A 23062-nucleotide genomic window follows, 5' to 3' on the forward strand; every position below is an offset into this window, starting at 1 on the left:
CCGCACGGGCGCGTTCCGGGCGCGGTACGGTCTGAGCATTATGCCGACCTGGTTGGTTGTCCTGGGAACGCTGATCGCGATGGTGTTCAGCGCACTGGTGGCCTTCCGGCTGGGCCGCCGCGCCGGCGCCGTACCGCCGGCCGACGGTGACGGCCGGGAGCCCGGCGCGTCCGCCGGCGCGCTGCGGGAGCGGGACACCGAGATCGAGCGGCTGCTGGCCGAGCTGGCGGCCCAGGCCGAGAGCACCCAGGCGTACCAGCGCGAACTCAATCAGCGGCTGCGGCGCCGGGCCAAAGAGGCGATCGACGACACCGCCGAGGTGATCGGCGGCAAGCTCGAGGACGTGGTGGTGCAGGTCGGCGCGGCCCGGGACGCGGCGGCCGCCACCCACGAGCGGGTCAGCGTCACCAGCGACGCGGCGAACGCCCTGGTCCAGCGGGCCCGCAGCGCCGACGAGGCGGCCACCGCGCTGAACGACAGCCTGCGCCAGGTCGCCGGGATCGCCAGCGTGATCTCCGGGATCGCCTCACAGACCCGGCTGCTCGCACTGAACGCCACCATCGAGGCGGTCCGGGCCGGGGTCGCCGGCAGCGGGTTCGCGGTGGTCGCCGACGAGGTGAAGAGCCTGGCCGACACGACGGCCCGGTCCACCGAGCAGATCACCAGCACGATCGCCGTCCTGGAGGCGGACGTGGCGCAGATGGGCCAGACGATGAGCGCGATCATCTCCGACGTCGGCGACATCGAGGACGCGATGCGCCATCTCGGCGGGATCGCCGACCGGCAGCACGACATCGTCGGGCAGCTGCACCGCAGTGTGGACGCCACGATGGCCCAGATCGGCGACCTCTCCGATGTGGCCGAGCGCCTGGAACGCCGCCGCAACGACCGGCTGCGGGTCGACGGCGCGGTCCGGTTGCAGACGGCCACCGGGCCGCAGATCACCGCCGACATGGCCGACCTCAGCTCGGACGGTCTGGGCTGCCACGTACCGGCCGGCGCCCGGATCGTCGTCGGCGACCTGGTCCGGGCCGAGATCACGGTCGACGGCCTGACCACGGCGGCCGACGCCCGGGTGGCACGGCGGGTCGAGCGTGGCACCTCCGCCGAGATCGGCCTGGAGTTCCAGGGCATGCCCGACCACGTCCGCGAGGAGATCAACCGGTACCTGGCGCGGATCGGGGCGGACGTCTAACCCTCCACGCCGGTCGCGGCGTGCGGGCTGCCGACCGGTTTGGACTCCGGCGAGCCACGCTGCCGCAGGTAGATGGAGAGGATCACCATCGAGGCGACGGCCAGCAGCTCGGACTGCCAGTTCTGGAGGGTACGGTTCCAGAAGTCCGGCTCGGTCAGATACTGCGCCCACGTGACCGGCTCCTGGAGGTCGCGCAGCTGCTCCTCGTTGTAGGCGGCCGCGCCGGCGATCGACTGGGTGAGCCAGGACGCCACGAAGAGCAGGCCCATCACCAGGCCCAGCGAGTTCGACAGCAGGCTCCGGCGCAGTCCGCCGGCCCGTGCCCAGCTCGGCGACTCGTCGGTGGCGTAGGCACCGACCTTCTGCTTCTCGTCGGACCCCAGGCCCTGTTCACCCGGTTTCTTCGACTCCGGCGAGCCGCGCTGCACCAGCCACACGGTCAGGATGATGTAGAGGAAGAACTGGAGGTACTCGGACTGCCAGTTCTCGGCCACGTCGGCGGCGAACGACGCCGAGGTGAGATAGCGGCCCAGCGACACCGGCTCCATACCGGACGCCAGCTGCTGCTGGTTGAAGTCGGCGTGCCCGGCGAACGCCTGCGCGACCAGCACCACCAGGAACAGGGTGCCGAAGACCAGCCCGAGCGAGTTCTCCCGGAGGAATCGTCTCATCGGTGCAGCACCCCCAGCATGGCGAAGTACAGCAGGCCGGCGGTCACCACCAGCAGGAGCAGCAGATACTGGAAGCGCATGGTCACCCGCCCTGGACGGTGCAGTCGTAGGGGCGCTCGCCGCGGGGCTCGCAACCGGCGGCCACCACCCGCCAGCCGTCCGGGAACACGGCGAGGAACACCGTGTCATCGGCGAACCGCACCAGGGCGCGCTGCCCGTACACCTGCGTCTCGGCCTGATCGGACGGCGCGGTGAGCGCCTCGTCCACGATGCCCTCCGCACACGGTGCGTCGATCTCCGCCTCGGTTGACGGGGCGAGGACGCCGCAGGCGGCCTGCCCGTCACCGTTCGCGGCCGCCTGGAGGAACCGCCGGGCGGTCTCCTCGGCAGCGCCGGATCGCTGCTCGACCGAGGAACAGCCGGCCAGCAGGAGCATCGTGATCAACAACGTCGCCCGTCGCACGAGACGCTGCATGCCCCCGAAGGGCCGGTTTCATGCGGGGAAGACACCGGGAAGGTCGCCGGTGAGATAGCGCTGCACCGCCGGGCCGACCGCCGCGACCAGCGTCTCCGACGGCGTGGAGGCCAGCGGCTCCACCTTGATCACGTAGCGGGCCAGTGCCAGCCCGGCGAGGTGGCTGCCGGCTAGGGTGATCCGCAGATGCGCCTGGTCCGGGTCGAGGTCCAGCCGGGGCACGGCCCGCCGCAGGATCTGGGTGATGATGAACTCCCGGAACAACTTCGCCGTCCACTCGGTGCCGGCCACCGAGCGCAGCAGCGCCACCGCCGCGGCGCCCCGGGGGCCGTCCCACATGGCCAGGAACGCGCGGACGAACCGGACACCGATCTCGTCGCGGTCCCCCGCGGTCGCCTCGGTGATCAGGTCCACCGGATCGACCGGTGAGTTCATCGTCGCCAGGAACAGCTTGTCCTTGGTGCCGAAGTAGTGATGCACCAGCGCCGGATCGACCCCGGCGCCGGTCGCGATGGCCCGGATCGACGCTCCGTCGTAACCCTTCTCGGCGAACGCGCCGCGCGCCGCCGAGAGGATCGCCTCGCGCGTGTCCGGGTTGCCGGGCCGGCGTCCGGTCCGTCGCACCATCGCTTCAACCTCATTCTCCTGTACGCCCGGAGCGGTCTTCCCGTCCGTCCTGAGCAGTTTCCGCCACGCCCTAGGCAGTCCTACGGCGCAGGGTGGCCGCACCAAGGATGAGCGCCACCACGATCGCGCCCACCACCACGGTGAGGTCCCGCCACATGATGCCCGTCGGCTCGGTGTGCATGCCCACCTCGGTCAGCGCCTCCACGGAGTAGGACATCGGCAGCACGTTGCTGATCGCCTGGAGCCAGCCGGCCATGTCGTCCCGCGGCACGAACAGCCCGCACAGCAGCAGTTGGGGTGCCACCACGAGCGGCATGAACTGCACGGCCTGGAACTCGGTCCGGGCGAACGCGCTGCACAGCAGGCCGAGCGCGACCCCGAGGACGGCGTTCGCCACGGCGATCAGGATGACCAGGCCGACCCCGCCCGCGGTGTGCATGTCCAGCACCCAGTAGGCGAACCCGGACGCGACCGCGGCCTGTGCGGTGGCCGCCACCCCGAAGGCGATGCCGTAGCCGAACAGCAGATCCAGCTTGCCGACCGGGGTGGTGAACAACCGCTCCAGGGTGCCGGTGGTCCGCTCCCGGAGCATGGCGATGCTGGTGATCAGGAACATCACGATGAACGGGAAGACACCCAGCATGGTGAGGGCGATCCGGTCGAAGACCCGGGGCTGTCCCTCGTACATGAAGTAGATCAGGGTGATCAGCAGCGTCGGCACCACGATGATCATCGCGATGGTCCGCGGGTCGTGCCGCAGCTGACTCAGGATCCGCCTGACCGTGCTGGCGAGGATCATGCCGTCACACCTTTCCGCTGGCGGATCAGGGTCAGGAAGGCCTGATCGAGGTCGTCGGTGCCGGCCGACCGCTTCACCGCGGCCGGGGTGTCGTCGGCGATCAGCGTGCCCTCTCGGATGAGCAGCAGCCGGTCGCAACGGTTCGCCTCGTCCATCACGTGGCTGGAGACCAGGACCGTGGCCCCGTCGGCGGCGAGCCGGCGGAAGTGGTCCCACAGCTCGTCACGCAGCACCGGGTCCTGCCCGACCGTCGGCTCGTCGAGGATCAGCACCTCGGGCCGGCTGACGATCGCGCAGGCCAGCGACGCACGACTGCGCTGGCCACCGGAGAGGTCGGCGACCAGCTGATGCCGTGCCCCGGTCAGCCCGACGGCCTCGACCGCGGCGTCGGCGTCGGCGGGCCTGAGGCGGTAGAGGGAGGCGAAGTAGCGGGCGTTCTCCGCGACGGTGAGGTCGGCGTAGACGCTCGGCGCCTGGGTCAGATAGCCGATGCTGCGGCGCAGCGGCACCGACCCGGCCGGATGGCCGAGCACGGTGACCGTGCCCGACGCGACGATCTGCACGCCCACGATGGCCCGCATCAGGGTGGTCTTGCCGCTGCCGCTCGGGCCGAGCAGGCCGGTGACGCTGCCCTGCGGTATGGCGCAGGAGAAGCCGTCGAGAACAGCTCTCGCTCCGCGTCGCACGACGAGGTCGCGGACCTCGATCGCGGTTTGCATGGTGCCTCCCAGAAACTCATCAAGTGTTGAACTCAACGCTAGATGAGTTTCCGGCCGCGGGGAAGCAGCAAACTCAACACATGATGAAATTCCCCACGTCGGCGTCGGTGAGCTGGTCGAAGTCCTCGTACCAACGGCCCACGGCATGGAACGGGTCGGGCGCGCTCAGGCACACCACCGCGTCCGCCTCGCCGGCCAAGGCGTCCCGGGCCTGCGGAGCACAGACCGGCGCGGCCAGGATCAGCCGGGCCGGGGCATGCCCGCGCACCCAGCGCAGCGCCGCGTGCGCGGTCACCCCGGTGGCCAGGCCGTCGTCGATCACGAGCACCGTGCGGCCGGCCGGCCGCGGGGGCGGACGGTCGCCCCGGTAGAGCCGGATCCGGCGGCGCAACTCCTGCCGCTCGGCGGCCAGCACCCCGGCCACCCCGTCCTCGGTGACCCCGGCCCAGAGCAGGTTGTCCGGGTCGTAGACCGGTGGCCCGTCCTCGGCGATCGCGCCCACCCCGAACTCCGGCCGGCCGGGCGCCCCGATCTTGCGGGCCACCACGATGTCCAGTTCACCGCCGAGCCGCCGCGCCACCGGTTCGGCGACCGGCAGGCCACCCCGCGGCAGCGCCAGGACCAGCGGATCGGCCCGGTCGCCGAGATCAGCGGCCAGCCGGTCGGCGAGCGCCCGCCCGGCCTCGGCGCGGTCGCGGAAGATCATGCCGCTCACCTCATCATCGCGGCGGTCGGGTGCGACGGGCGCACCGGGCCGATCCGTCCCGTCTGATCCGTCGGCGGGGGACGGTTCGCCGTGATGAGGGATACCCGCTGGTAGACCGGAAAACCCCTCAGCAGCACCCGTCCGGCACCGATCTGGAGAACGTCGAACGCTCCCGGACGGAGGTCCTGCCGCCCATGTCCATTCCCCGGTTGAACCCGTACCGCTCGGCGCTCACCCCGCCTGCCACCGTGAACCGCCCGGTGACCCGCGACCGCAACCAGCACGCGCGCGAGGACGCCGCCTCCCTCACCGACCGTGACCGGGAGCTGATCTACCAGGCCACCGGCCAGCGCATCCGGCCCGGTGAGACGAACCCCGGCTGGATCAACTCGCTGGCCGCGGCGATCGCGGCGGACCGGGCCAGCGGGCGCCTGGCCCCGACGCAGGAGATCACCGCGCTCTATCTCAATGATCTGTTCCGCCGGTACGACCAGAGCCCCACCGGCCGCAACCCGATCGCCGGCTACCTGGAGCCGGCGCTGCGCCACCTGGCGCAGAGCGGCTCCGGCGGCGGCCGTCTCGACGTGACGGCGTAGCCCGGGTCAGCCGCGCTGGGTGCGCTCGACCAGCGCGGCGGCCACGTCCCGCAGCTTGCGGTTGGTGTCCTGGGAGACCCGGGTGAGGATGGCGAACGCCTCGTCCGCGGTGCACCGGCGCTCGCCCATGATGATGCCCTTGGCCTGCTCGATCACGGCACGGCTCTCCATCGCGGCCTGGAGGTGCCGGGCGAGGTCGGCGGTGGCGTCGTAGAGGTGCGCGTTGGCCAGCGCGACCGCCGCGTACCGGACGAAGGTCTGTGCCACCGCGACCGTCGCCGGGCCGAAGACGCGCGGCACCTCGGCGTAGACGTTCAGCGCGCCGTTCACCGCCTCGCCGATCGGCAGGCTCAGCGACAGCACGCTGCCCATGCCGGCCCGGGCCGCCTCGGAGCCCCAGCCGTCCCACCGGCCGTCGTGCGCGGTGTCCGGAACCTCGACGGTGGTCCTCGTCGCGGCCGCCTCCAGGCACGGGCCGGCACCACGCTCGTACTGCAACTCGTCGAGTCGCAGCGCCACCTCCCCGGTGTGGGCCGCGGTGGCCGCGCCCCGCTCACGCAGGAGGGTGATCGACACCTGCGCGGCGCCCGGCAGGGTCCGCCCCGCCAGGGCCACGACCGGGACAGCACCCCGTCGAGATCGGTCTCACCCAGCTTGATGCGACCGAACTCCGCGAATGCGGCAGCGGCGTCGGTCGGGTCGTACGCCTTCAACGTCAGAGAATCCCCGCAGCGGAACACGAGCCACCCCGGGCGGCCGTGCCAGTCGATCGGTGTCGTCCCGGGAGCCGGACGGCCCACGGACTTGCGCCGCTGCTTGACGCTGGTGCGCCGGTGTCGTCGACTCCGGCCGCAGGACGACGATATTACCCAACCCCCCCCCGACAGGTATGTAAGGCCCCGACGGAGTGCCCCGTACGTCCGGGCCGCCGCTGTCCTCCGGTGGCGTACGTCTGCCGGAAGTGTCGGAGTGTGCGGAGCGATCCCGGCCGGGCCACCCAGCGGCGCCGGCGCCCTTGACACCATATTTGTGATCGTTAACATAGCGGCAACACGTGAGTCACCGGCCGTCCATCCCCCACCGTCCAGGACGGATCGCCGTGCCCCGCCCACCGGCGGACATCCCCTCACCCCGCGTTCCTTTCCCCGGAGGGACTGCCATGTCTCTTGCACGCCTCAGATCCGCCGGAGCCGCTCTGCTCCTGCTGCTCGCGATCGTCGTCGCCGTCGAGACCCGCTCGGCCGCACCGGCCCGCGCCGCCACCACCTTCACCAACCCGGTCGCGTCCGCCCCCTACGGCGCCGACCCGTGGATGGGGTACTACAACGGCTACTACTACCTGGCCGCCACGACCTGGAACAACCAGATCGTCATCAAGCGCGCCACCTCGGTCGCGGCCCTGCCCGGCGCCACCGAGAACGTCATCTTCACCGGCACCGCCGCCGCGAGCTGCTGCAACGTGTGGGCGCCGTCGATGCACCGGCTGAACGGCCCGAACGGGTACCGCTGGTACTTCTACTACTCGGCCGGCACCGCGGCGTGCTGCGACGGGCAGCGGTCGTTCGTGCTGGAGAGCTCCGGCGACAACCCGATGGGGCCGTACACCTTCAAGGGTCAGCTCAACGTGCAGGCCGGCAACGGCTGGGCGATCGACGGCAGCGTGGCCACCATCAACGGGGCCAACTACTTCCTCTACTCGTCGTGGGTCGGTGACCTGCAGAGCCTGTTCATCGCGCCGATGAGCAACCCCTGGACGGTGTCCGCCTACGGCACGCGGATCTCGTACCCCACCCACGACTGGGAGAAGCAGGGCGGCAACACCGAGGAGGGCCCCTACGTGCTGCAGCGCAACGGCAAGACGTTCCTGACGTTCTCGGCCAGCTCCTGCAACACACCGGACTACAAGATCGGCATGCTCACGCTGACCGGCTCGAACCCGCTGGCCGCCTCGTCATGGACGAAGAAGAGCACCCCGATCTTCCAGCGCTCCGACGCCAACAGCGTCTACGGCCCCGGCCACCACTCGTTCTTCACCTCGCCCGACGGCACCGAGACGTGGATGGCCTACCACGCCAACGAGACCACCGCCCAGGGCTGCGGCGGCACCCGGACCACCCGGATCAAGAAGGTCAACTTCAACAGCGACGACAGCCCCAACCTGGGTACGCCGGACAAGCTCTCCACCACCCTGACCGCCCCCTCGGGTGACCCGGGCGGCACGGTCTCCTTCCCGGTGGCCGGCACCCAGTACCGCCTGGTCAACCAGGCCGGCGGCAAAGTTCTCGACGCCCAGAACTGTGGCACCGCCAACGGCACCGCCATCCAGCAGTGGACGTCGCTCGGCAACGCCTGCCAGAAATGGACGTTCACGAAGACGACCAGCAACTACTACCGGATCACCAACGTCAACAGCGGCACCGTCCTCGACTCGGTCAACTGCGGCACCGCCAACGGCACGGCACTCAATCTGTGGGCGTCGCTCGGCAACGCCTGCCAGGAGTGGAGCCTCACCCCGGTCAACGGCGGCTACCTGATCGCCAACCGCGGCAACGGGCTGATCCTCGACGTCACGAACTGCGGCACCGCCGACGGCGTCGCAGTCCGGCAGTGGGCGTCCCTGGGCAACGCCTGCCAGCAGTGGAACATCACCACCTGATCCCTCCACCGGCTCCCCGTCACCCGAAGGCGGGGAGCCACCCCCTCCCGCAGATGTGCGCGCCATGGTCGTCCCCGACGACAGCCGACACCGTCCCCCGGCTCCCGCGCGCCGTCTGCCCACCGGGCCGGAGCACCCTGTGCTCCGGCCCGGCCCGGCCTAACCCACCCGGCTGGTCCCCACCGCTGTCTCAGCGTGGCTGAGACAACGGTGACGGCCAGCCGGATCTTTCGGGCTGGTCCCCACCGCTGTCTCGAAGGCCACGAGACAACGGTGACAGCCAGCCGGGTCTTTCGGGCTGGTTCCCACCGCTGTCTCGGAGGCCGCGAGACAACGGTGACAGCCAGCCGGGTCTTTTGGGCTGGTTCTCACCGCTGTCTCAGCGTGGCTGAGACAGCGGTGAGGGCCAGCCGGGCGGGATCGGCGGCGGGGACGGGCGGCGGGTGGTGGGTGGTGGGTGGTGGGGGTGTGGGGTTATGGGCGGGGGGTCAGGATGTCGCGGAGCAGGTCGTGGACGCGGTCGGCGTCGGCGGGGGCGGTGCGCCAGTTGCTGAAGGCCGCCCGCAGCGCCGGAACCCCCTGATAGACGGTCGGCGTCAGGAAGGCCTCACCGGAGTCGGCGATGGCCCGGACCACGGCCGCGGGATCGCCGGGGACGTGGAAGCAGACGACGTTCAGGCGTACCGGAGCGAGCAGTCGCACGCCCGGGAGAGCGGTGAGGCGCTCGCCGAGCCGGTGAGCCGCGGCGATGGCGCCGGTGACGATCGCACGGTGACCGTCCGTGCCGTAGGCGGTGAGGGTGAACCAGGCGGCGAGGGCGCGCAGGCGGCGGGAGTTCTCCGGAGTTAGGTGGAAGAAGTCCGGGTCGCCGGTGATCGCCGGCAGGTAGGCGGCCGAGTTCTGGAACACGGCGACCTGCAGATCGCGATGCCGGGTGAACTGGACCGCCGCGTCGTACGGCACGTTGAGCCACTTGTGCAGGTCGATGCAGACCGAGTCGGCGCCGGCCAGCCCGGCGACCAGGTGGGCGTGTTCGGGTGACAGGGCCGCGAAGCCGCCGAACGCCGCGTCGACGTGCAACCAGAACGGGTAACGGTCCCGCAGCGCGAGGATCGCCCGCAGGTCGTCGAAGTCGACGGTGTTGACCGTTCCGGCGTTGGCGACCACGATCGCCGGGCCGTCCAGGGCGGCGAGCGCCGATTCCAGGGCGGCGACGTCGACGGCCTCCCGGTCCGGCAGGGTCGCCACCGGGCGCAGCGCGTCGCGGCCCAGACCGAGGATCGACAGCGCCTTGTGGACGCTGGAGTGGGCGGCGCCGGAGAGCACGGTGACCTCGCCGAGGGCGGCCAGGCCCTGCCGGGCGACGCTGACCCCGCGCCGGGCGCCGATCCACTCGCGGCCGATGGCGAAGCCGACCAGGTTCGACATGGTGGCGCCGCTGACGAACGCGCCGTGGTGCCCGGTCAGGCCGAACATCTCGCCCAGCCAGGCCACCGTCTCGTCCTCCAGCGCGGCCGCCGACGAGCCGGACCGGTTCGACACGTTCTGGTCGAAGGCGCTGGTCAGCCAGTCGCCGGCGAGCGCGGCCGGCGTCGTGCCGCCGGTGACGAAGCCCAGGTAGCGGGGTCCGGCGCTGCCGGAGAAGCCGGGTGCCCAGCGACGTTCGAATGCGGCCAGCGCCCCGGCCGTGCCGACCCCCGCCACCGGCAGCGGGGCGGCCGGTACCCGGGCCGGGGTGGGTGCGACCGGCCGTTCGTCGAGGCCGGCGAGGACGGAGACCGCGTAGTCACGGGTGGCCTGCAACAGTTCCGGCAGGGCGGCCAGGTCGTCGGCGAGTGGTGATGTCACACCAGCACGGTAGGAGACGACCGGGCCGCCCGTCGCGGGCCACTTCGGCGGTCCTGGCCTCAGTAGGTGATCGGGACCCGCCAGAGCGGCGCGGCGATCTCGCGGTCGGCCTGCCGGCGGACCACCAGCAGCCAGGCGACGCCGATCAGGGAGACGCCGACCAGTCCGCCCCAGGAGAGCAGGGTGAACAGGTGCGGGTCGCGGGCGACGTCGGTGATCACCTGCGCGATGCTCTGCCAGCCGTCCCAGAGGGCATGCAGGACCGCGACGCCGAGGTACGTGACCAGCAGCCGCCCGGTCAGCGCGAAGTGCCGCCGGCCGCTCGCCGAGAAGAGCACACCACCGAGGGTCGCCGTCCACAGCCCGTGACCGACCGGGGCGAGCACCCCGCGCAGCAGTTCGGTCTCGACGAGCGTCATCAGCGACATGCCCTGCTGGGTGAAGAGGGCGGTGAAGGCGTACCCGGCCGACTCGAACGCGGCGAACCCGAAGCCGACGGCGGCGCCGAGGATCACCCCGTCGACCGCGTACTTGTGCTGTAGGCGGCGGCAGAGGAAGGCGAGGGCGGCGAGTTTCGCGGCCTCCTCGATCAGGCCGACGCCGAGGAAGAACAGCGGGCTCGGGTGCAGCAGGTACGTCTCGAGCAGCGACGCGGCCAGCACGCCGAGGACTCCGCCGGTGACGAACGTGCTGAACAGCAGTTCCGAGGTGACCTCGCCGCTGTGCCGTCTGGTGAACGCCCAGAGTACGAACGTGACCGGGACCAGGAAACTGCCGAGCAGGACCAGGGTGGGGATGAGGTTGGGGTTGCCGGTGGCGAACGTGACCACCACGGTCAGCAGCCAGAGTGCGAAGCCGGTCAGAAATACCCGCCGCCACAGTTTCATGTGCGCCTCCCGCGCTCGATTGGGGCGGCAGCCGGGTACCCGGCCGGATGCCGCCCCACGCGGAGATGAGACCTACGAGTCAGCGGCGGCTGTAGATGAGGCCCAGTTTGTCCACGGCGGTCCCGGAACGTCCGTGGAAACCGGCGAGCTGGTACCCACCCGGTGCGGTCCGGGTGACGCAGTCGGACGTGGTCGTACCGCCGGCGATGCTGTTGCCCAGGTTGGTGGTGAACCTGGCATAGAAGATCCGGGTACGCCCGTTGTACTGGCCCCGGCACAGGTACGCGCTGGTCACGTACTCCGACGAGCCGAGCGTCAGCGACTGCGCGGTGCCGCCGGTGCCGCCGTGCGCCAGGGCGCCGAGGCTGACCTGGTCCACCCGGGTTCCGGCGCGCAGCCCGACGGTGGCGGGTCGCCCGCTGATCGCGTCGATGTCGTTGTAGTGGCCGCCGTGCGGGCCGCCGAACTGGTCGCTGAACGCGTACGCCGTGTTCGTCGACCAGGTGAACGCGGTGCTGATCGGGAAGTGGTCGGAGAGCATCTTCCCGTCGTCGGTCCGGAACCCGGCGTCCTCGTTGTGGTAGCCGGTCGCGTTCAGCGTGACGAACCGGCTGCTCCGGTAGAGGATCTTGTCGACGACCTCGCAGGTGTCGGTGACCGCGGCCGCGTCGCAGACCAGCGCGTCCGACCCGGCCGCCGGTGGGGTGCCGCCGCGTTCCAGCTTCACCCAGGCGTCGGTCAGGCCGTTCGTCGCCACGAAGGCACGGATGGTGTCGGCCGTACGGGTGTAGCGGGTGTTGGTGTCGCCCATGACGACGACCGCGTTGCCGACCGAGTGGGTGGCGATGAACGCCGTCAGCTGGCTCAGGTTGTCGGCCCGGGACTGCTGGTCGCCGGCGTTGGTCCCGGCGTTCGTGTGCAGGTTGTAGAAGTCGACGTAGGCGCCTTCGGCGAGCCGGTGCCGGGCGAAGGTGAAGCCCTTGGGCGTCAGGCAGTCACCGGAGTCCAGCTGGCAGGAATTCCAGTCGCCGCGCTCGAAGTCGTCGGTGTCGTAGGCGAGCTTCGACAGGCTGTTGAGCCCGGAGCCGATGCCGGCGCCACCGCTGGTCGGGGTGCGGTGGGCGTGCGTGGTGTCGGCCGCGTACAGGTGGGCGTGGTAGTTGAAGTCCTCCTGCACGTGCACGACGTCGTAGGGGGTCAGCCGCCGGCCGATCGCGGTGTGCGCGGTCTGCCGGTCGACCTCGGCGCTGGAGATGATGTCGGGCAGCCCGGCGACGTTGTAGGTGAGGACGGTGAACGTGCCGTCGGCGGCGTGGGCGGGGGTGGGGGCCAGCAGGAGCGGGCTCATCAGGGTGGCGAGGACCACGAGAGCGCGTTTCATGGGGGAACCTTCCGGCGGACGGAGGGAACGGGTTACCGGACAGTAGTCATCCATCGATGCCTAGCGAAAGCTCCGTCGAGTTTTGTTCACGTTCACATCAGGGCGCGTTACGTTTTAGGTCGTTTGATCCACCAAAGCTGGGCGGCGCACTCGCCCCCTTGCGCCTCGTGGAGTCCTCGTGAACGTCAGCCGCCGCAGTCTCCTGCTCGCCGGTGCCGCCGGCCTCGTCGCCGGATCGGCCTCCTCCGGGGGTCCCGCCGCCGCGGCGGCGGTCACGGCGTTCGTCGACTCCTACCGGACGAACCTCCCGGCGAACCTGACCGCCGACACCAACGCCGCGGTCCGCATCCTCTCCGGTTTCGCGAAGGTGTGGAGCACCGGCACCGCCTGGAACACCGGTACCGCACGGGACGAGGCGTTCCTGCGGGCGAACATCCGCTACGTCGTGCGGACCACACGCCACCGCACCGCCGCCGAGGCCGCCCGGTCGTTCATCGTCGACCGGCAGCACCAGAGCCACTCGGTGATCGCCGGCCTCGGCCCGCTCGCCGACATCTACAAGGCCGGCGCACTCGCGGTCACCGGCATCACCACCGCACCGGAGACCACCCCGGCGACCACCGTCAGCGACACCGTCCCGGCCGGCTCCCCCGCCGGCTCGGCACTGGGCGCCGGCAGTCCGGCCTCCGCCCTCGGCAAGGTCGTCACCCTGGTCAACACGGTGCGCGGGACCTGGTCGTCCGGCAATCCGAGCAAGTTCGCCTACCAGTACCCGCGGCCGTGGCGGATGACCGGGGACAGCACGGTCGTCGACACCGGCGCGGTCGACGAGTTCGGCTACCCGGTCTACGACTCCGACGTCGTCGTCACCCCGCAGCTGCTGCGCCAGCGCAGCACCAACCCGGCTGAGGATGGCGGTTATGTCAGCGGTCACACCAACGCGCTGTACATGGCCGCGCTGGCGTTCGCGTACGCCGTTCCGGAACGCTTCCAGGAGCTGGTCACCACCGCCTACGACTTGGCGCACACCCGGATCGTCAGCGGCATGCACTCCCCCGCCGACGTGATCGGCGGCCGGGTCCTCGGCACCGCGCTCACCGCGGCGATCCTCAACGACCCGGCCAACGCGACCCTCAAGACCGAGGCGCGGGCCCAGGCACTGGCCTACTTCCAGGCGAAGGTGGGCCCGGACGTCACCGCCGCCGCGCGGTCCGGCGCCGAGCGGGACGCCAACGCCGCGATCGTCGAACCCAAGCAGACGTACGGGCTACCCGCGCGCCGGTCGAACCTGAGGTTCGAGGTCCCCACCGGGGCGGAGGTCCTGCTGGAGACCCGGCTGCCGTACCTGGACGCCGCCCAGCGCCGGGAAGTGCTCCGGACCACCGCCCTGGCCGCCGGCAACCCGATCCTCGACGGCCCCGAACAGTGGGGCCGGATCAACCTGTTCGCGGCCGCCGACGGCTACGGCGCCTTCGACGCCACCGTCGCCGTCACCCTCGACGCGGCCGCGACGGGGTTCGCCGCCGCCGACACCTGGCGCAACGACATCGACGGCCGTGGCGGCCTGCTGAAGCTCGGCACCGGCACGCTGTCCCTGACCGGCGACAACTGCTACCGGGGCGGCACCACGGTCGCGCGGGGCACGCTGGTCGCCGCGCACCGGAAGGCCCTCGGCGCCGGCGACGTCACCGTGAGCGGCGGCACCCTGCGCCTGACCGCGCCGAAGGTACACGTCAGCGGCTCGGCCCGGCTGTCCGCCGGCACCCTGTCCCTGACGGTCCGCCCGCACGGCGCACCGCCGCTGACCGTGGGCGACGACGTGGTGATCGGCGCGAACGCGGTCCTCAAGGTCGCCGTGGCGCAGGCCGGCAGGTACGACTCGCCGGTCCCGGTGCTCAAGGCCCGCCGGGTCCGTGGCCGGTTCGCCCGAGTCGTGGTGACCACCCCCGGCTACGCCGCGACCCTGATCCACCACGGCGACACCGTCGCCCTCCGCCTCCGCCGGGCCTGACCCCGCCCACCCCACGTCCGACTCGCACCGACCACCGCCGCCGACCCCGGCGGGGTCGTCACCGCTGTCTTCGGCGGGGTCGTCAACGACGCTGACCCGGCGGGGTCGTCATGCTGCTGACCCCTGTGGGGTCGTCACCGCTGTCTCCGGGGCGTTGAGACAGCGGTGACGACCCCACAGGTCTGTTGCCCGACCGGGGTCAGGCGGGGTGGACGGGGATGCCGGCGAGGGCCGGATGGGTGGGTGGGGCGTCGGTGACGACGGCGGTCACGGCGGTGCAGGGCAGGACCAGGAACGGTGAGGCGGCGCCGATCTTCTCGGTGCTGGCCAGGACGTAGGTGTCGGCGGCGCGGGCGGCCAGAGCGCGTTTCATCGCCGCCTCGTCGGGGTCGCCGGTGGTCAGGCCGGCCTCGTGGTGCACACCGGTCACGCCGAGCAGGAACAGGTCGGCGGTGACGCCCTGCGCCGCCTCGGCCGCCGCCGCCCCGCACGTGACCGCCGAGTGCTTGAACAACCGGCCGCCCAGCACGAACACGTCGACCGACGGATGCTCGACGAGGGCCGCGGCGACGGTCGGGCTGTGGGTGACGACGGTGGCCCGCAGGCCGGGGGGCAGCGCCGCGGTGACGGCCAGTGCCGTGGTGCCGCCGTCGAGCAGGACGGTCTGCCCGGGCCGGATCAGTGCGGCGGCGGCGGCCGCGACCCGTTCCTTGCTCGACGTGGCGACGGTGGCCCGGGTCGCGTAGTCGGCGAGGGCCGGCGAGACCGGCAGCGCTCCCCCGTAGACCCGCTGGCACAGCCCGGCCGCGGCCATCTCGCGCAGGTCACGGCGAATGGTGTCCTCGGCGACGCCCAGCTCGGCCGCGATGTCCTTGGCGACCACCTTGCCCTCGGCGGCGAGCCGGGCCAGGAGAAGATCACGACGTTCCGCGGCCAGCATTCCGTGTTTCTCCTCATTGTTGTCGACTGTTGCGTGTTTCCGAGTGTAAGTTCCCGATCATGAGCGAATCAAGGCCGGGCATCGACGTTCCGGACGCACGCGGGCGGACCGGGCTGGACCGGGTGGGCCGCGACCTGAGCGGGAACCCGTCGGTGATCGTGCGGGACGTGGAGCTGATCGCGGCCGCCTGGCACGTGCTGCGGCGGACCACGTACGACTACCGCCGACGGGACGGCACCTGGACGCGGGAGCAGCGGGAGACGTACGACCGCGGCGACGGCGCGACCGTCCTGCTCTACGACCCGCACCGTCGGACCGTGCTGCTGACCAGGCAGTTCCGCTTCCCGGTGTATGTGAACGGCCACCCCGACGGCATGTTCCTGGAGACGGCGGCGGGCCTGCTCGACGGCGACGACCCGGCCGCGGCGATCCGGCGGGAGGCGGCCGAGGAGCTGGGCGTCACGATCGGCGAACTGACGCCGGTGTTCCGCGTGTGGACCAGCCCGGGCTCGGTGACCGAGCGGCTGCACTGTTTCGCCGCGCCGTACTCGGTGGAGTCCCGCACCGGGGTGGGCGGGGGCCTGGCCGACGACGGGGAGGACATCGAGGCGGTGGAGCTGTCGTTCGACGAGGCGCTGGCGATGGTCGACTCCGGGGAGATCGCCGACGCCAAGACGATCATGCTGCTCCAGTGGGCGGCGCTGAAGGGGACACTTGACACGGATCGATGACGACCGTTGAGTGTTACCGGGAGGTAACGTGATGATCGTCCGCCGTGCCCTGCTCGCTGCCACGCTGACCGCCGGGATCCTGACCGGGGCCCCGGCCGCCGCCGCCCCGCCGTCGTGCGCGGCGCCGGTGCCGAGTGACACCAGACCCGGCTATCTGGTCGCCGACCCGGACTGTGAGCTGGACGGAACCCCGTTCACCGCGCTGCCCGGCGCGACCGTGCACACCGGAATCCAGGCGGGTGCGGCATACCGCATCGAGGTGCCGCAGCGGTGGAACGGGCGGCTCGTCGTCTATGCGCACGGCTACCGCGGGACGGGTTCGACGGTCTACGTCAGCAATCCCGAGCTGCGGCGGCACTATGTCGACCGCGGCTACGCGTGGGCGGCGTCCAGCTACGCCACCAACGGCTACGACGTCGGTCAGGGGGTGCGTGACACGTACGCGCTGATTGGTGTGTTCCGGCAGGTCACCGGCAGGACGGCCGGGAAGGTCTACATCTCCGGCGCGTCGATGGGCGGGCACGTCACCGCGGTCGCGATCGAGGAGTACCCGCGCGCGTTCGCCGGGGCGATGCCGTACTGCGGGGTCCTCGGCGACGCGGAACTGTTCGACTACTTCCTGGACGCGAACGTGACGGCGGCCGCCCTGGCCGGCGTCGGCATCGAGTTCCCGTTGCAGCCGGACGCCGCCTATCCGGCCCGGTTCGCCGGCCAGGTCGCCCGGATCACCACCGCGCTCACCGGCACGCCGGCCGGGCGGACCTGGTCCGACGTGCTGGAACGCCGCAGCGGTGGGGAGCGTCCCGGCTTCCCGGCGGCGTTCGCCTACTGGAACGCGGCGAGCCAGGGTGGGCTGCCGTTCCTGTTCAGCGTCTACCCCGGGCTCAGCGGCGGAACGGCCGGCATCGCGCCCGGCAACCTGACCGACAACCGGCACACCGTCTACCGGTCGACCGACCGCCGGTGGCCGACAGCGGCGGAACTGCGGCTCAACGCGTCGGTCCCGCGGGTCGCGCGGACGGCGTACCCGGATCGCGGTCTTGCCGGTGTCCCCCGCATCGACGGCCGCCCCGGCGTCCCGGTCCTCTCGCTGCACGGCGTCGGCGACCTGTTCGTGCCGTTCTCGATGGAGCAGGAGTACGCCCGTCGCGCGTGGGCCAACGGGCGCTCCCGCCTGTTCGTCTCGCGGGCCATCCGGACCGTGGCGCACTGCGGCTTCACCGGGGCCGAACTCAGCCGGGCCTTCGACGACCTGATCGCCTGGACCGACCGGGGCCGGCGCCCGGCGGGCGACGCGATCCTCGACCGGCGCACGGTGGCTTCCGCGACATTCGGTTGCCGTTTCACGGTCGGGGTACGGCCGGAGTACGCCCCCGACGGTTGCTGACACCGCCCGGCAGCACCCGCCGGATCAGGGGCCACGCCAGGATGATCAGGACGATCGTATAGACCACGTACGACACCGCGCCGCCGAGCAGGCCGGACAGGTCGCCGCCGGAGAGCTGCAACGCCATCCGGCCCTGCCGTTCGGCCAGCGGCCCGAGGATGACACCGACGATCAGTGGCAGCACCGGCAGTCCGAAGCGGCGCATCGCGAACCCGAGCAGGCCCAGGGTGAGCAGCAGGAACAGGTCGAACGGCTGGGCGTTGACGGCGTAGGCGCCCATCGAGGCGAAGAAGACGATCCCGGCGTACAGATAGGGCCTCGGGATCCGCAGCAGGCGGGCCCACGCCGGCGCCAGCGGCAGGTTGAGCAGCAGGAGCATCAGGTTGCCGACGAACAGGCTGGCGATCAGCGTCCACACCAGGGTCGCCTCGCGTTCCAGCAGCAGCGGGCCGGGCTGGATGCCGTAGGTCTGGAAGGCCGCCAGCATGACCGCGGCCGTGGCGTTGGTGGGCAGCCCGAGCGCGAGCATCGGCACGAGCGTCCCGGCCGCGGAGGCGTTGTTGGCGGCCTCCGGCCCGGCCACGCCCTCGATGGCGCCCTTCCCGAACTCCTCCGGATGCCGGCTGAGGCGTTTCTCCAGGGCGTAGGAGAGGAAGGTGGGCAGCTCGGCGCCACCGGCCGGCATCACCCCGAACGGGAAACCGAGGCCGGTGCCGCGCAGCCACGGCTTCCAGGAGCGGCGCCAGTCGTCGCGGCCCAGCCACGGCTGTCCGACCGGGATCACCTCGACCGGGCGGCGGCGCAGGTGGGCGGCCACCCACAGGGTCTCCCCGACGGCGAAGATGCCGACCGCCACCACGATCACGTCGATGCCGTCGGCGAGCTGCGGGATGTCCATGGTGAGGCGGGGCTGGCCGGTCACCCGGTCGATGCCGACCAGGCCGATGACCAGACCGAGCAGCAGGGCGGAGAAGCCGCGGACCCGGGACGAGCCGAGGACGGCGCTGACCGCGATGAACCCGAGGATCATGATGGCCAGGTAGTCGGGGGCGCCCAGGTCGATCGCGAACGCCACCATGACCGGGGTGATCAGCACCAGCAGCAGGGTGCCGATCAGGCCGGCGACGAACGAGCCGATCGCGGCGGTGGCCAGCGCCTGTGCGGCCCGGCCGGAGCGGGCCATCTTGTTGCCCTCGATCGCGGTGACCACCGAGGACGACTCGCCGGGGGTGTTGAGCAGGATCGAGGTGGTGGAGCCGCCGTACATGCCGCCGTAGAAGATGCCGGCGAACATGATGAAGGCCTGCGTCGGCTCCAGCCCGTAGGTGAGCGGCAGCAGCAGGGCGACGGTCATCGCCGAGCCGATGCCGGGCAGCACGCCGACCGCGGTGCCGACCGTGACGCCGATCAACGCGACCAGCAGGTTCATCGGCGTGAGGACGTGCCCGAAGCCGTCCAGCAGCTGGGTCAGGTCGTTGATCACAGGATTCCTTGCAGTATTCCGGCGGGCAGGTTCACACCGAGGCCGATGGCGAACCCGTAGAAGGTGATCAGCGCCATCGCGATCGCGACCGCGGCGGTGAGCAGGTGCCGGCGGGCGCCGAGAGCGAACGCGGTGGACCAGAACAGCAGGGATCCGCTGATCACCCAGCCGAGCGGCTCGATCAGGACCGCGTTGACGGCGAACGCGAGCGCCACCAGCAGGACGGTGCGCCAGTCGATCGACGAGGTGGGGTCGACGTCCTCGCCGCCCTCCGGTTCGCCGTGGCCGCCGCGGGCCACGTCGATCGCGTAGACGACGGCGGCGATCAGCAGCAGCGCACCGAGCAGGATCGGCACCGGGCGCGGGCCGATCGGGTCGTTGCTACTGGTGGCGCTGCCGGTGCCGAGGGCGTCGAGGAGGACGAGGACGCCGGCCAGGGCCAGGAACGCGCACATGCCGTACTGCGCGCGGTCCCGGCCCCGGCCGCCCGCCGGAGGAGGGGCCTTCTCCGGCGAGCCGGTCGGCGGCTGGATCGCCGCATCGCTCGCGGGCTCGGTCATGCCAGGCCGAGCCCGGTCAGGATGTCGGCGACCGCCTTGTCCTGGTCGGTGAGGAACGTGGCGAACTGGTCGCCGGTGACGAATGCGTCGGTCCAGCCGTGTTTGGCCAGCTCGGCACGCCAGGCGTCGGTGCCGTGCATCTTCGTCAGGGCGTCGATCCAGGTCTGCCGGTCGGCGTCGGTGATACCGGGCGGGGCGACGATGCCGCGCCAGTTGGTGAAGATCAGGTCGACGCCGGACTCCTTGAGCGTGGGCACGTCGGCGACCGCGTCGATGCGCTTGTCGCTGGTGACCGCCAGGACGCGTACCTGACCGGCCTCGACCTGGTCGAGGAACTCGCCGACGCCGCTCGCGCCGAATGCGATCTTGCCGCCGAGGACCGCCGGGAGCAGCTCGCCGCCGCCGTCGTAGGAGACGTAGCTGACCTGCCGGGCGTCGATGCCGACGGCCTGGGCCAGCTGCATGGGCAGCAGGTGGTCGGGACCGCCGGGCGACGAGCCGCCGCCGACGGCGAGCTTCTTCGGGTCCGCCTTCCAGGCCGTCACCAGGTCGGTGATGGTGCGGTACGGCGAGTCCTTGGCCACCACGATCGCGCCGGGCTCCTCGATCACCTTGGCCAGCGGGGTGGTCTCGGTGAGTTTCGCCGGGGACTTCTGCGTGTACGAGGCCCCGACGACGCCGAGGCCCATCTGCATGGCGAGCTTGCCGTTGCCCTTCTCGTTGACGGTCCGTTGCAGGCCGACCGTGCCGCCGGCGCCGGACAGGTTGAAGACCTCGACACCGGAGGCGATCTTGTCGTCCTCCATGATCTTGGCGATGCTGCGGGCGGTGGTGTCGTAGCCGCCGCCCGGGCTGTTCGGCACCATCAGCCGCAGCCCGGCGACCGGACCGCCGTCCGCGCCGCCACCTTTGTCCGCGGTCGCACCGCAACCGCCCGCCGCCAGCACCGTCACGGCGGCGGCCATGCCCAGGAAAGCCCTGGCCAGAGATTTCATCGCGGTTTCTCTTTCGTTTCGTCGATGTCCAGCGCGATGATGGTGGCCCTTCGGCGGCTGCCGGGTCTGCGTTGTGACTACAACGGAGGTTGAGTTAATTGTGGTCGTGACGTTCCGCCGGACCACGCTTGCCGGCCAACTTCTCGCCCTCCAGGTGACGATCATCCTGGTCGTGCTGGTGGCGGTGGCGGCGCTGACGCTGGCCCAGTCGGCGGCCGCGTTCAGCAGCGTCGAGGGCCGGCGGGTGGCGGCACTCGCCGAGCAACTGGCCGACAGCCCGCTCGTCCGGGACCGGCTGCCCCGGCCCGCACCGGGCGAGACGCTGGCGCCGCTGGTACAGACCGTGCGTACCCAGTCCGACGTCACGTCGGTGACCATCGCCGACGCCCGCGGCATCGTGGTCAGCTCGACCGACCCGATCCTGGTGCGCACCCTCCTGCCGCTCGGCGACCCGGGCGTGGCCGAGGGCCGCGGCTGGTCCGGTGAACTGGTCGTCGACGGCTCCCGGGAACTGGTGGCGCAGGTGCCGGTGCTGAGCGCCGAGCCGGGCACCCTCGGGCAGCGGCTGGGCACGGTGATGATCGGTGAGCGGTCGCCGACGATCTGGCAGCGGGCCCGCGACGGTGCCGGGAACCTCGCCATCTACCTGGGGATCGCCAGTCTCGTCGGGATCGCCGGGTCCTGGCTGGAGGCGCGGCGGATCAAGCATCAGACGCTCGGGCTGGAGCCGCGGGAGATCGCGGGGCTCGCCGAATACCGGGAGGCGATGCTCTACGGGATCGCCGAGGGGGTGATCGCGCTCGATCCGCAGCATCGCATCACGCTGGTCAACGCGGTCGGCCGGACGCTGCTGGACCTGCCCGAGGACGGCGCCGGCCGCAGCCTCGCCGAGCTGGGCATCGACGGCCGGCTGCACGATGTGCTGACCGGGGGCGCCGAGGGCGAACGCGACGAGGTGGTGGTCCGCGGCGGGCGGGTGCTGGTGATGAACCGGATGGACGTCACCAAGGACGGGCGCCGGCTGGGCTCGGTGACCACCTTGCGGGACCGGACCGAACTGGCGCGGCTGGAGCGGGAGATGGGATCGTTCCGCAGCACGACGGAGGTGCTGCGGGCGCAGGCGCACGAGTTCGCCAACCAGCTGCACACCATCTCCGGGCTGATCCAGATCCGCGACTACGACGAGGTGGTGCGTTACGTGAACGCGCTGGCCCGGCACCGCGAGTCGCTCGATCTCACGCTGACCAGCCGGATCCACGACACGGCGGTGGCGGCGCTGCTGATGGCGAAGTCGGCGCAGGCCGCCGAGCGCCGGGTACGGCTGCGCATCTCCGAGAGCACCCATCTGGGCCGGCTGTCCGCGGACCGGTCGGCGGACGTCGCCACGGTCGTCGGCAACCTGGTCGACAACGCGGTCGACGCGGCCGCGGCCGGCGACCCGGAACGGGACGCGTGGGTGGAGGTCGAGCTGCGCCAGGACACCACGGCCGTGGAGATCGTGGTCCGCGACTCCGGGCCGGGCGTGGCACCGGAACTGGCGCAGGAGGTGTTCTCGCACGGGTTCACCACGAAGGCGGCCCAGGGTGGCGAACGCGGCATCGGGCTGGCGCTGACCCGGCTGATCTGCAAACGTCACGGTGGCGAGGTGGCCGTCACGAACACGCCGGACGGGGCGATGTTCACCGCCCGGCTGACCGTCCCGGAGAGGGTTGCCCCATGATCGGCGTCCTGGTCGTCGACGACGACTTCATGGTGTCGCGCATCCATCGCGGCTTCGTCGAGCAGGTGCCCGGCTTCCAGGTCGTCGGCACCGCGCACACCGGGCAGGAGGCCGTCGACGCGGCCACGCGGCTCGCGCCCGACCTGATCCTGCTCGACCTCTACCTGCCGGACATGTTCGGACTCGACGTCGTGGTGCGGCTGCGGGCCGCCGGTCAGGACTGCGACGTCATGGTCATCACCGCCGCCAAGGAGGCCGACGCGGTCCGCGGGGCGGTCCGGCACGGGGTGGTCAACTACCTGCTCAAACCGTTCGGCGTCGACGACCTGCGACAGCGGCTGGAGCAGTACGCGCGGCGCCGGAGCGGACTCGACGGGGTACGGGTGCGCGATCAGGCCGACGTGGACCGGGCGCTCGCCCGCGCGTCCACGCCCGGCCTGGCCACCGGGCTGCCCAAGGGGCTGAGCCCGGAGACGGCGCGGCTGGTCGAGCAGGCGCTGCGGTCGGCGGCCGAGACCCTGTCCGCGGCCGAGTGCGCCGACCGGATCGGGATCTCCCGGGTCAGCGCCCGGCGGTACCTGGAGCATCTGCGCGACAGCGGGCGGGCCGAGGTGCGGCTGCGCTACGCGGTGCCCGGACGCCCGGAGCACCGGTACCGGTGGGTCGGCTCCTGAC

22 protein-coding genes are annotated in these 23062 nt (G+C 71.6%); 8 read left to right on the forward strand and 14 right to left on the reverse strand.

The features are described from left to right. The first annotated feature begins 40 nt into the window (after positions 1 to 40). Positions 41 to 1195, forward strand: coding sequence for a methyl-accepting chemotaxis protein (locus BC793_RS03000; RefSeq protein WP_170167187.1), 1155 nt, complete (start codon positions 41 to 43; stop codon positions 1193 to 1195). Here the strand turns inward: BC793_RS03000 and BC793_RS03005 are convergent. The 6 genes from BC793_RS03005 to BC793_RS03030 form a co-directional block, all read right to left on the reverse strand. Continuing rightward, entirely contained in the window at positions 1192 to 1866 is a 675-nt protein-coding gene (locus tag BC793_RS03005; protein WP_109588950.1) for a DUF6766 family protein, read from the reverse strand. The genes BC793_RS03000 and BC793_RS03005 overlap by 4 nt on opposite strands. Before the next feature lie 82 nt (positions 1867 to 1948). Beyond that, entirely contained in the window at positions 1949 to 2341 is a 393-nt protein-coding gene (locus BC793_RS03010) for a hypothetical protein (RefSeq protein ID WP_109588951.1), read from the reverse strand. Positions 2342 to 2359: 18 nt separating this feature from the next. Then, a complete protein-coding gene (locus BC793_RS03015) occupies positions 2360 to 2968 on the reverse strand; it encodes a TetR/AcrR family transcriptional regulator (protein WP_109588952.1) in 609 nt (202 codons plus the stop codon). A gap of 70 nt (positions 2969 to 3038) precedes the next feature. Further along, positions 3039 to 3767, reverse strand: coding sequence for an ABC transporter permease (locus BC793_RS03020; RefSeq protein ID WP_109588953.1), 729 nt, complete (start codon positions 3765 to 3767; stop codon positions 3039 to 3041). Continuing rightward, positions 3764 to 4486: an ABC transporter ATP-binding protein gene (locus tag BC793_RS03025; RefSeq protein ID WP_109588954.1), complete on the reverse strand. Its 723-nt coding sequence runs from the start codon at positions 4484 to 4486 to the stop codon at positions 3764 to 3766. The genes BC793_RS03020 and BC793_RS03025 overlap by 4 nt, the downstream gene beginning before the upstream one ends. Positions 4487 to 4559: 73 nt before the next feature. Next, complete coding sequence (locus BC793_RS03030; protein ID WP_109588955.1) at positions 4560 to 5192, reverse strand: phosphoribosyltransferase; 633 nt, start codon at positions 5190 to 5192, stop codon at positions 4560 to 4562. A 194-nt stretch (positions 5193 to 5386) separates the two neighbouring features. Here BC793_RS03030 and BC793_RS03035 point away from each other — a divergent pair, with 194 nt between their 5' ends. Then, positions 5387 to 5788 carry a hypothetical protein gene (locus BC793_RS03035; protein WP_109588956.1) on the forward strand — a complete coding sequence of 134 codons (402 nt, stop codon included), beginning with the start codon at positions 5387 to 5389 and terminating at the stop codon, positions 5786 to 5788. Positions 5789 to 5794: 6 nt separating this feature from the next. Here the strand turns inward: BC793_RS03035 and BC793_RS03040 are convergent, their stop codons facing one another. Beyond that, on the reverse strand, positions 5795 to 6403 hold the full coding sequence (locus BC793_RS03040) for a GAF and ANTAR domain-containing protein (protein WP_307784562.1): 609 nt from the start codon (positions 6401 to 6403) through the stop codon (positions 5795 to 5797). Between the two features lie 544 nt (positions 6404 to 6947). Between BC793_RS03040 and BC793_RS03045 the strand changes: the two genes are divergently transcribed. Next, a complete protein-coding gene (locus BC793_RS03045; RefSeq protein WP_109588957.1) occupies positions 6948 to 8444 on the forward strand; it encodes a family 43 glycosylhydrolase in 1497 nt (498 codons plus the stop codon). 474 nt (positions 8445 to 8918) lie between these two features. Here BC793_RS03045 and BC793_RS03050 read toward each other — a convergent pair whose 3' ends face one another. The 3 genes from BC793_RS03050 to BC793_RS03060 form a co-directional block, all read right to left on the reverse strand. Then, positions 8919 to 10292: a pyridoxal phosphate-dependent decarboxylase family protein gene (locus tag BC793_RS03050; RefSeq protein WP_109588958.1), complete on the reverse strand. Its 1374-nt coding sequence runs from the start codon at positions 10290 to 10292 to the stop codon at positions 8919 to 8921. 59 nt (positions 10293 to 10351) lie between these two features. Continuing rightward, positions 10352 to 11179: a PrsW family intramembrane metalloprotease gene (locus BC793_RS03055; protein ID WP_109588959.1), complete on the reverse strand. Its 828-nt coding sequence runs from the start codon at positions 11177 to 11179 to the stop codon at positions 10352 to 10354. A 79-nt stretch (positions 11180 to 11258) separates the two neighbouring features. Further along, complete coding sequence (locus BC793_RS03060; RefSeq protein ID WP_109588960.1) at positions 11259 to 12560, reverse strand: jacalin-like lectin; 1302 nt, start codon at positions 12558 to 12560, stop codon at positions 11259 to 11261. A gap of 178 nt (positions 12561 to 12738) precedes the next feature. Here BC793_RS03060 and BC793_RS03065 point away from each other — a divergent pair, with 178 nt between their 5' ends. Further along, positions 12739 to 14571 carry a phosphatase PAP2 family protein gene (locus tag BC793_RS03065; protein ID WP_109588961.1) on the forward strand — a complete coding sequence of 611 codons (1833 nt, stop codon included), beginning with the start codon at positions 12739 to 12741 and terminating at the stop codon, positions 14569 to 14571. A gap of 199 nt (positions 14572 to 14770) precedes the next feature. On the opposite strand, the gene BC793_RS03070 is transcribed toward BC793_RS03065, so the two are convergent. Next, complete coding sequence (locus BC793_RS03070) at positions 14771 to 15511, reverse strand: DeoR/GlpR family DNA-binding transcription regulator (protein ID WP_109588962.1); 741 nt, start codon at positions 15509 to 15511, stop codon at positions 14771 to 14773. Between the two features lie 59 nt (positions 15512 to 15570). Between BC793_RS03070 and BC793_RS03075 the strand changes: the two genes are divergently transcribed. Further along, a complete protein-coding gene (locus tag BC793_RS03075; RefSeq protein WP_109588963.1) occupies positions 15571 to 16242 on the forward strand; it encodes an NUDIX domain-containing protein in 672 nt (223 codons plus the stop codon). Between the two features lie 31 nt (positions 16243 to 16273). Continuing rightward, a complete protein-coding gene (locus BC793_RS03080; RefSeq protein WP_109588964.1) occupies positions 16274 to 17629 on the forward strand; it encodes an alpha/beta hydrolase family protein in 1356 nt (451 codons plus the stop codon). Here the strand turns inward: BC793_RS03080 and BC793_RS03085 are convergent. Genes BC793_RS03085 through BC793_RS03095 form a run of 3 tightly spaced genes read right to left on the reverse strand, consistent with a single transcriptional unit; the run spans position 17586 to position 20667 of the window. After that, entirely contained in the window at positions 17586 to 19112 is a 1527-nt protein-coding gene (locus tag BC793_RS03085) for a tripartite tricarboxylate transporter permease (protein ID WP_239169752.1), read from the reverse strand. The two genes, BC793_RS03080 and BC793_RS03085, sit on opposite strands and share 44 nt — an antisense overlap. Beyond that, the gene (locus tag BC793_RS03090) at positions 19109 to 19672 is read right to left on the reverse strand and encodes a tripartite tricarboxylate transporter TctB family protein (protein ID WP_109588965.1); all 564 of its coding nucleotides are present in this window, start codon (positions 19670 to 19672) and stop codon (positions 19109 to 19111) included. The genes BC793_RS03085 and BC793_RS03090 overlap by 4 nt, the downstream gene beginning before the upstream one ends. After that, the gene (locus tag BC793_RS03095) at positions 19669 to 20667 is read right to left on the reverse strand and encodes a Bug family tripartite tricarboxylate transporter substrate binding protein (RefSeq protein ID WP_109588966.1); all 999 of its coding nucleotides are present in this window, start codon (positions 20665 to 20667) and stop codon (positions 19669 to 19671) included. The genes BC793_RS03090 and BC793_RS03095 overlap by 4 nt, the downstream gene beginning before the upstream one ends. Positions 20668 to 20773: 106 nt before the next feature. On the opposite strand from BC793_RS03095, the gene BC793_RS03100 reads away from it, so the two are divergent. Together BC793_RS03100 and BC793_RS03105 are read left to right on the forward strand one after the other, a co-directional pair. Then, the gene (locus tag BC793_RS03100; protein ID WP_239169751.1) at positions 20774 to 22387 is read left to right on the forward strand and encodes a sensor histidine kinase; all 1614 of its coding nucleotides are present in this window, start codon (positions 20774 to 20776) and stop codon (positions 22385 to 22387) included. Further along, on the forward strand, positions 22384 to 23061 hold the full coding sequence (locus tag BC793_RS03105) for a response regulator (RefSeq protein ID WP_109588968.1): 678 nt from the start codon (positions 22384 to 22386) through the stop codon (positions 23059 to 23061). Before BC793_RS03100 ends, BC793_RS03105 begins: the two co-directional genes overlap by 4 nt. Position 23062: the final 1 nt, after the last annotated feature.

This window comes from Actinoplanes xinjiangensis (assembly GCF_003148685.1).
GTDB classification, from domain to species: Bacteria; Actinomycetota; Actinomycetes; order Mycobacteriales; family Micromonosporaceae; genus Actinoplanes; species Actinoplanes xinjiangensis.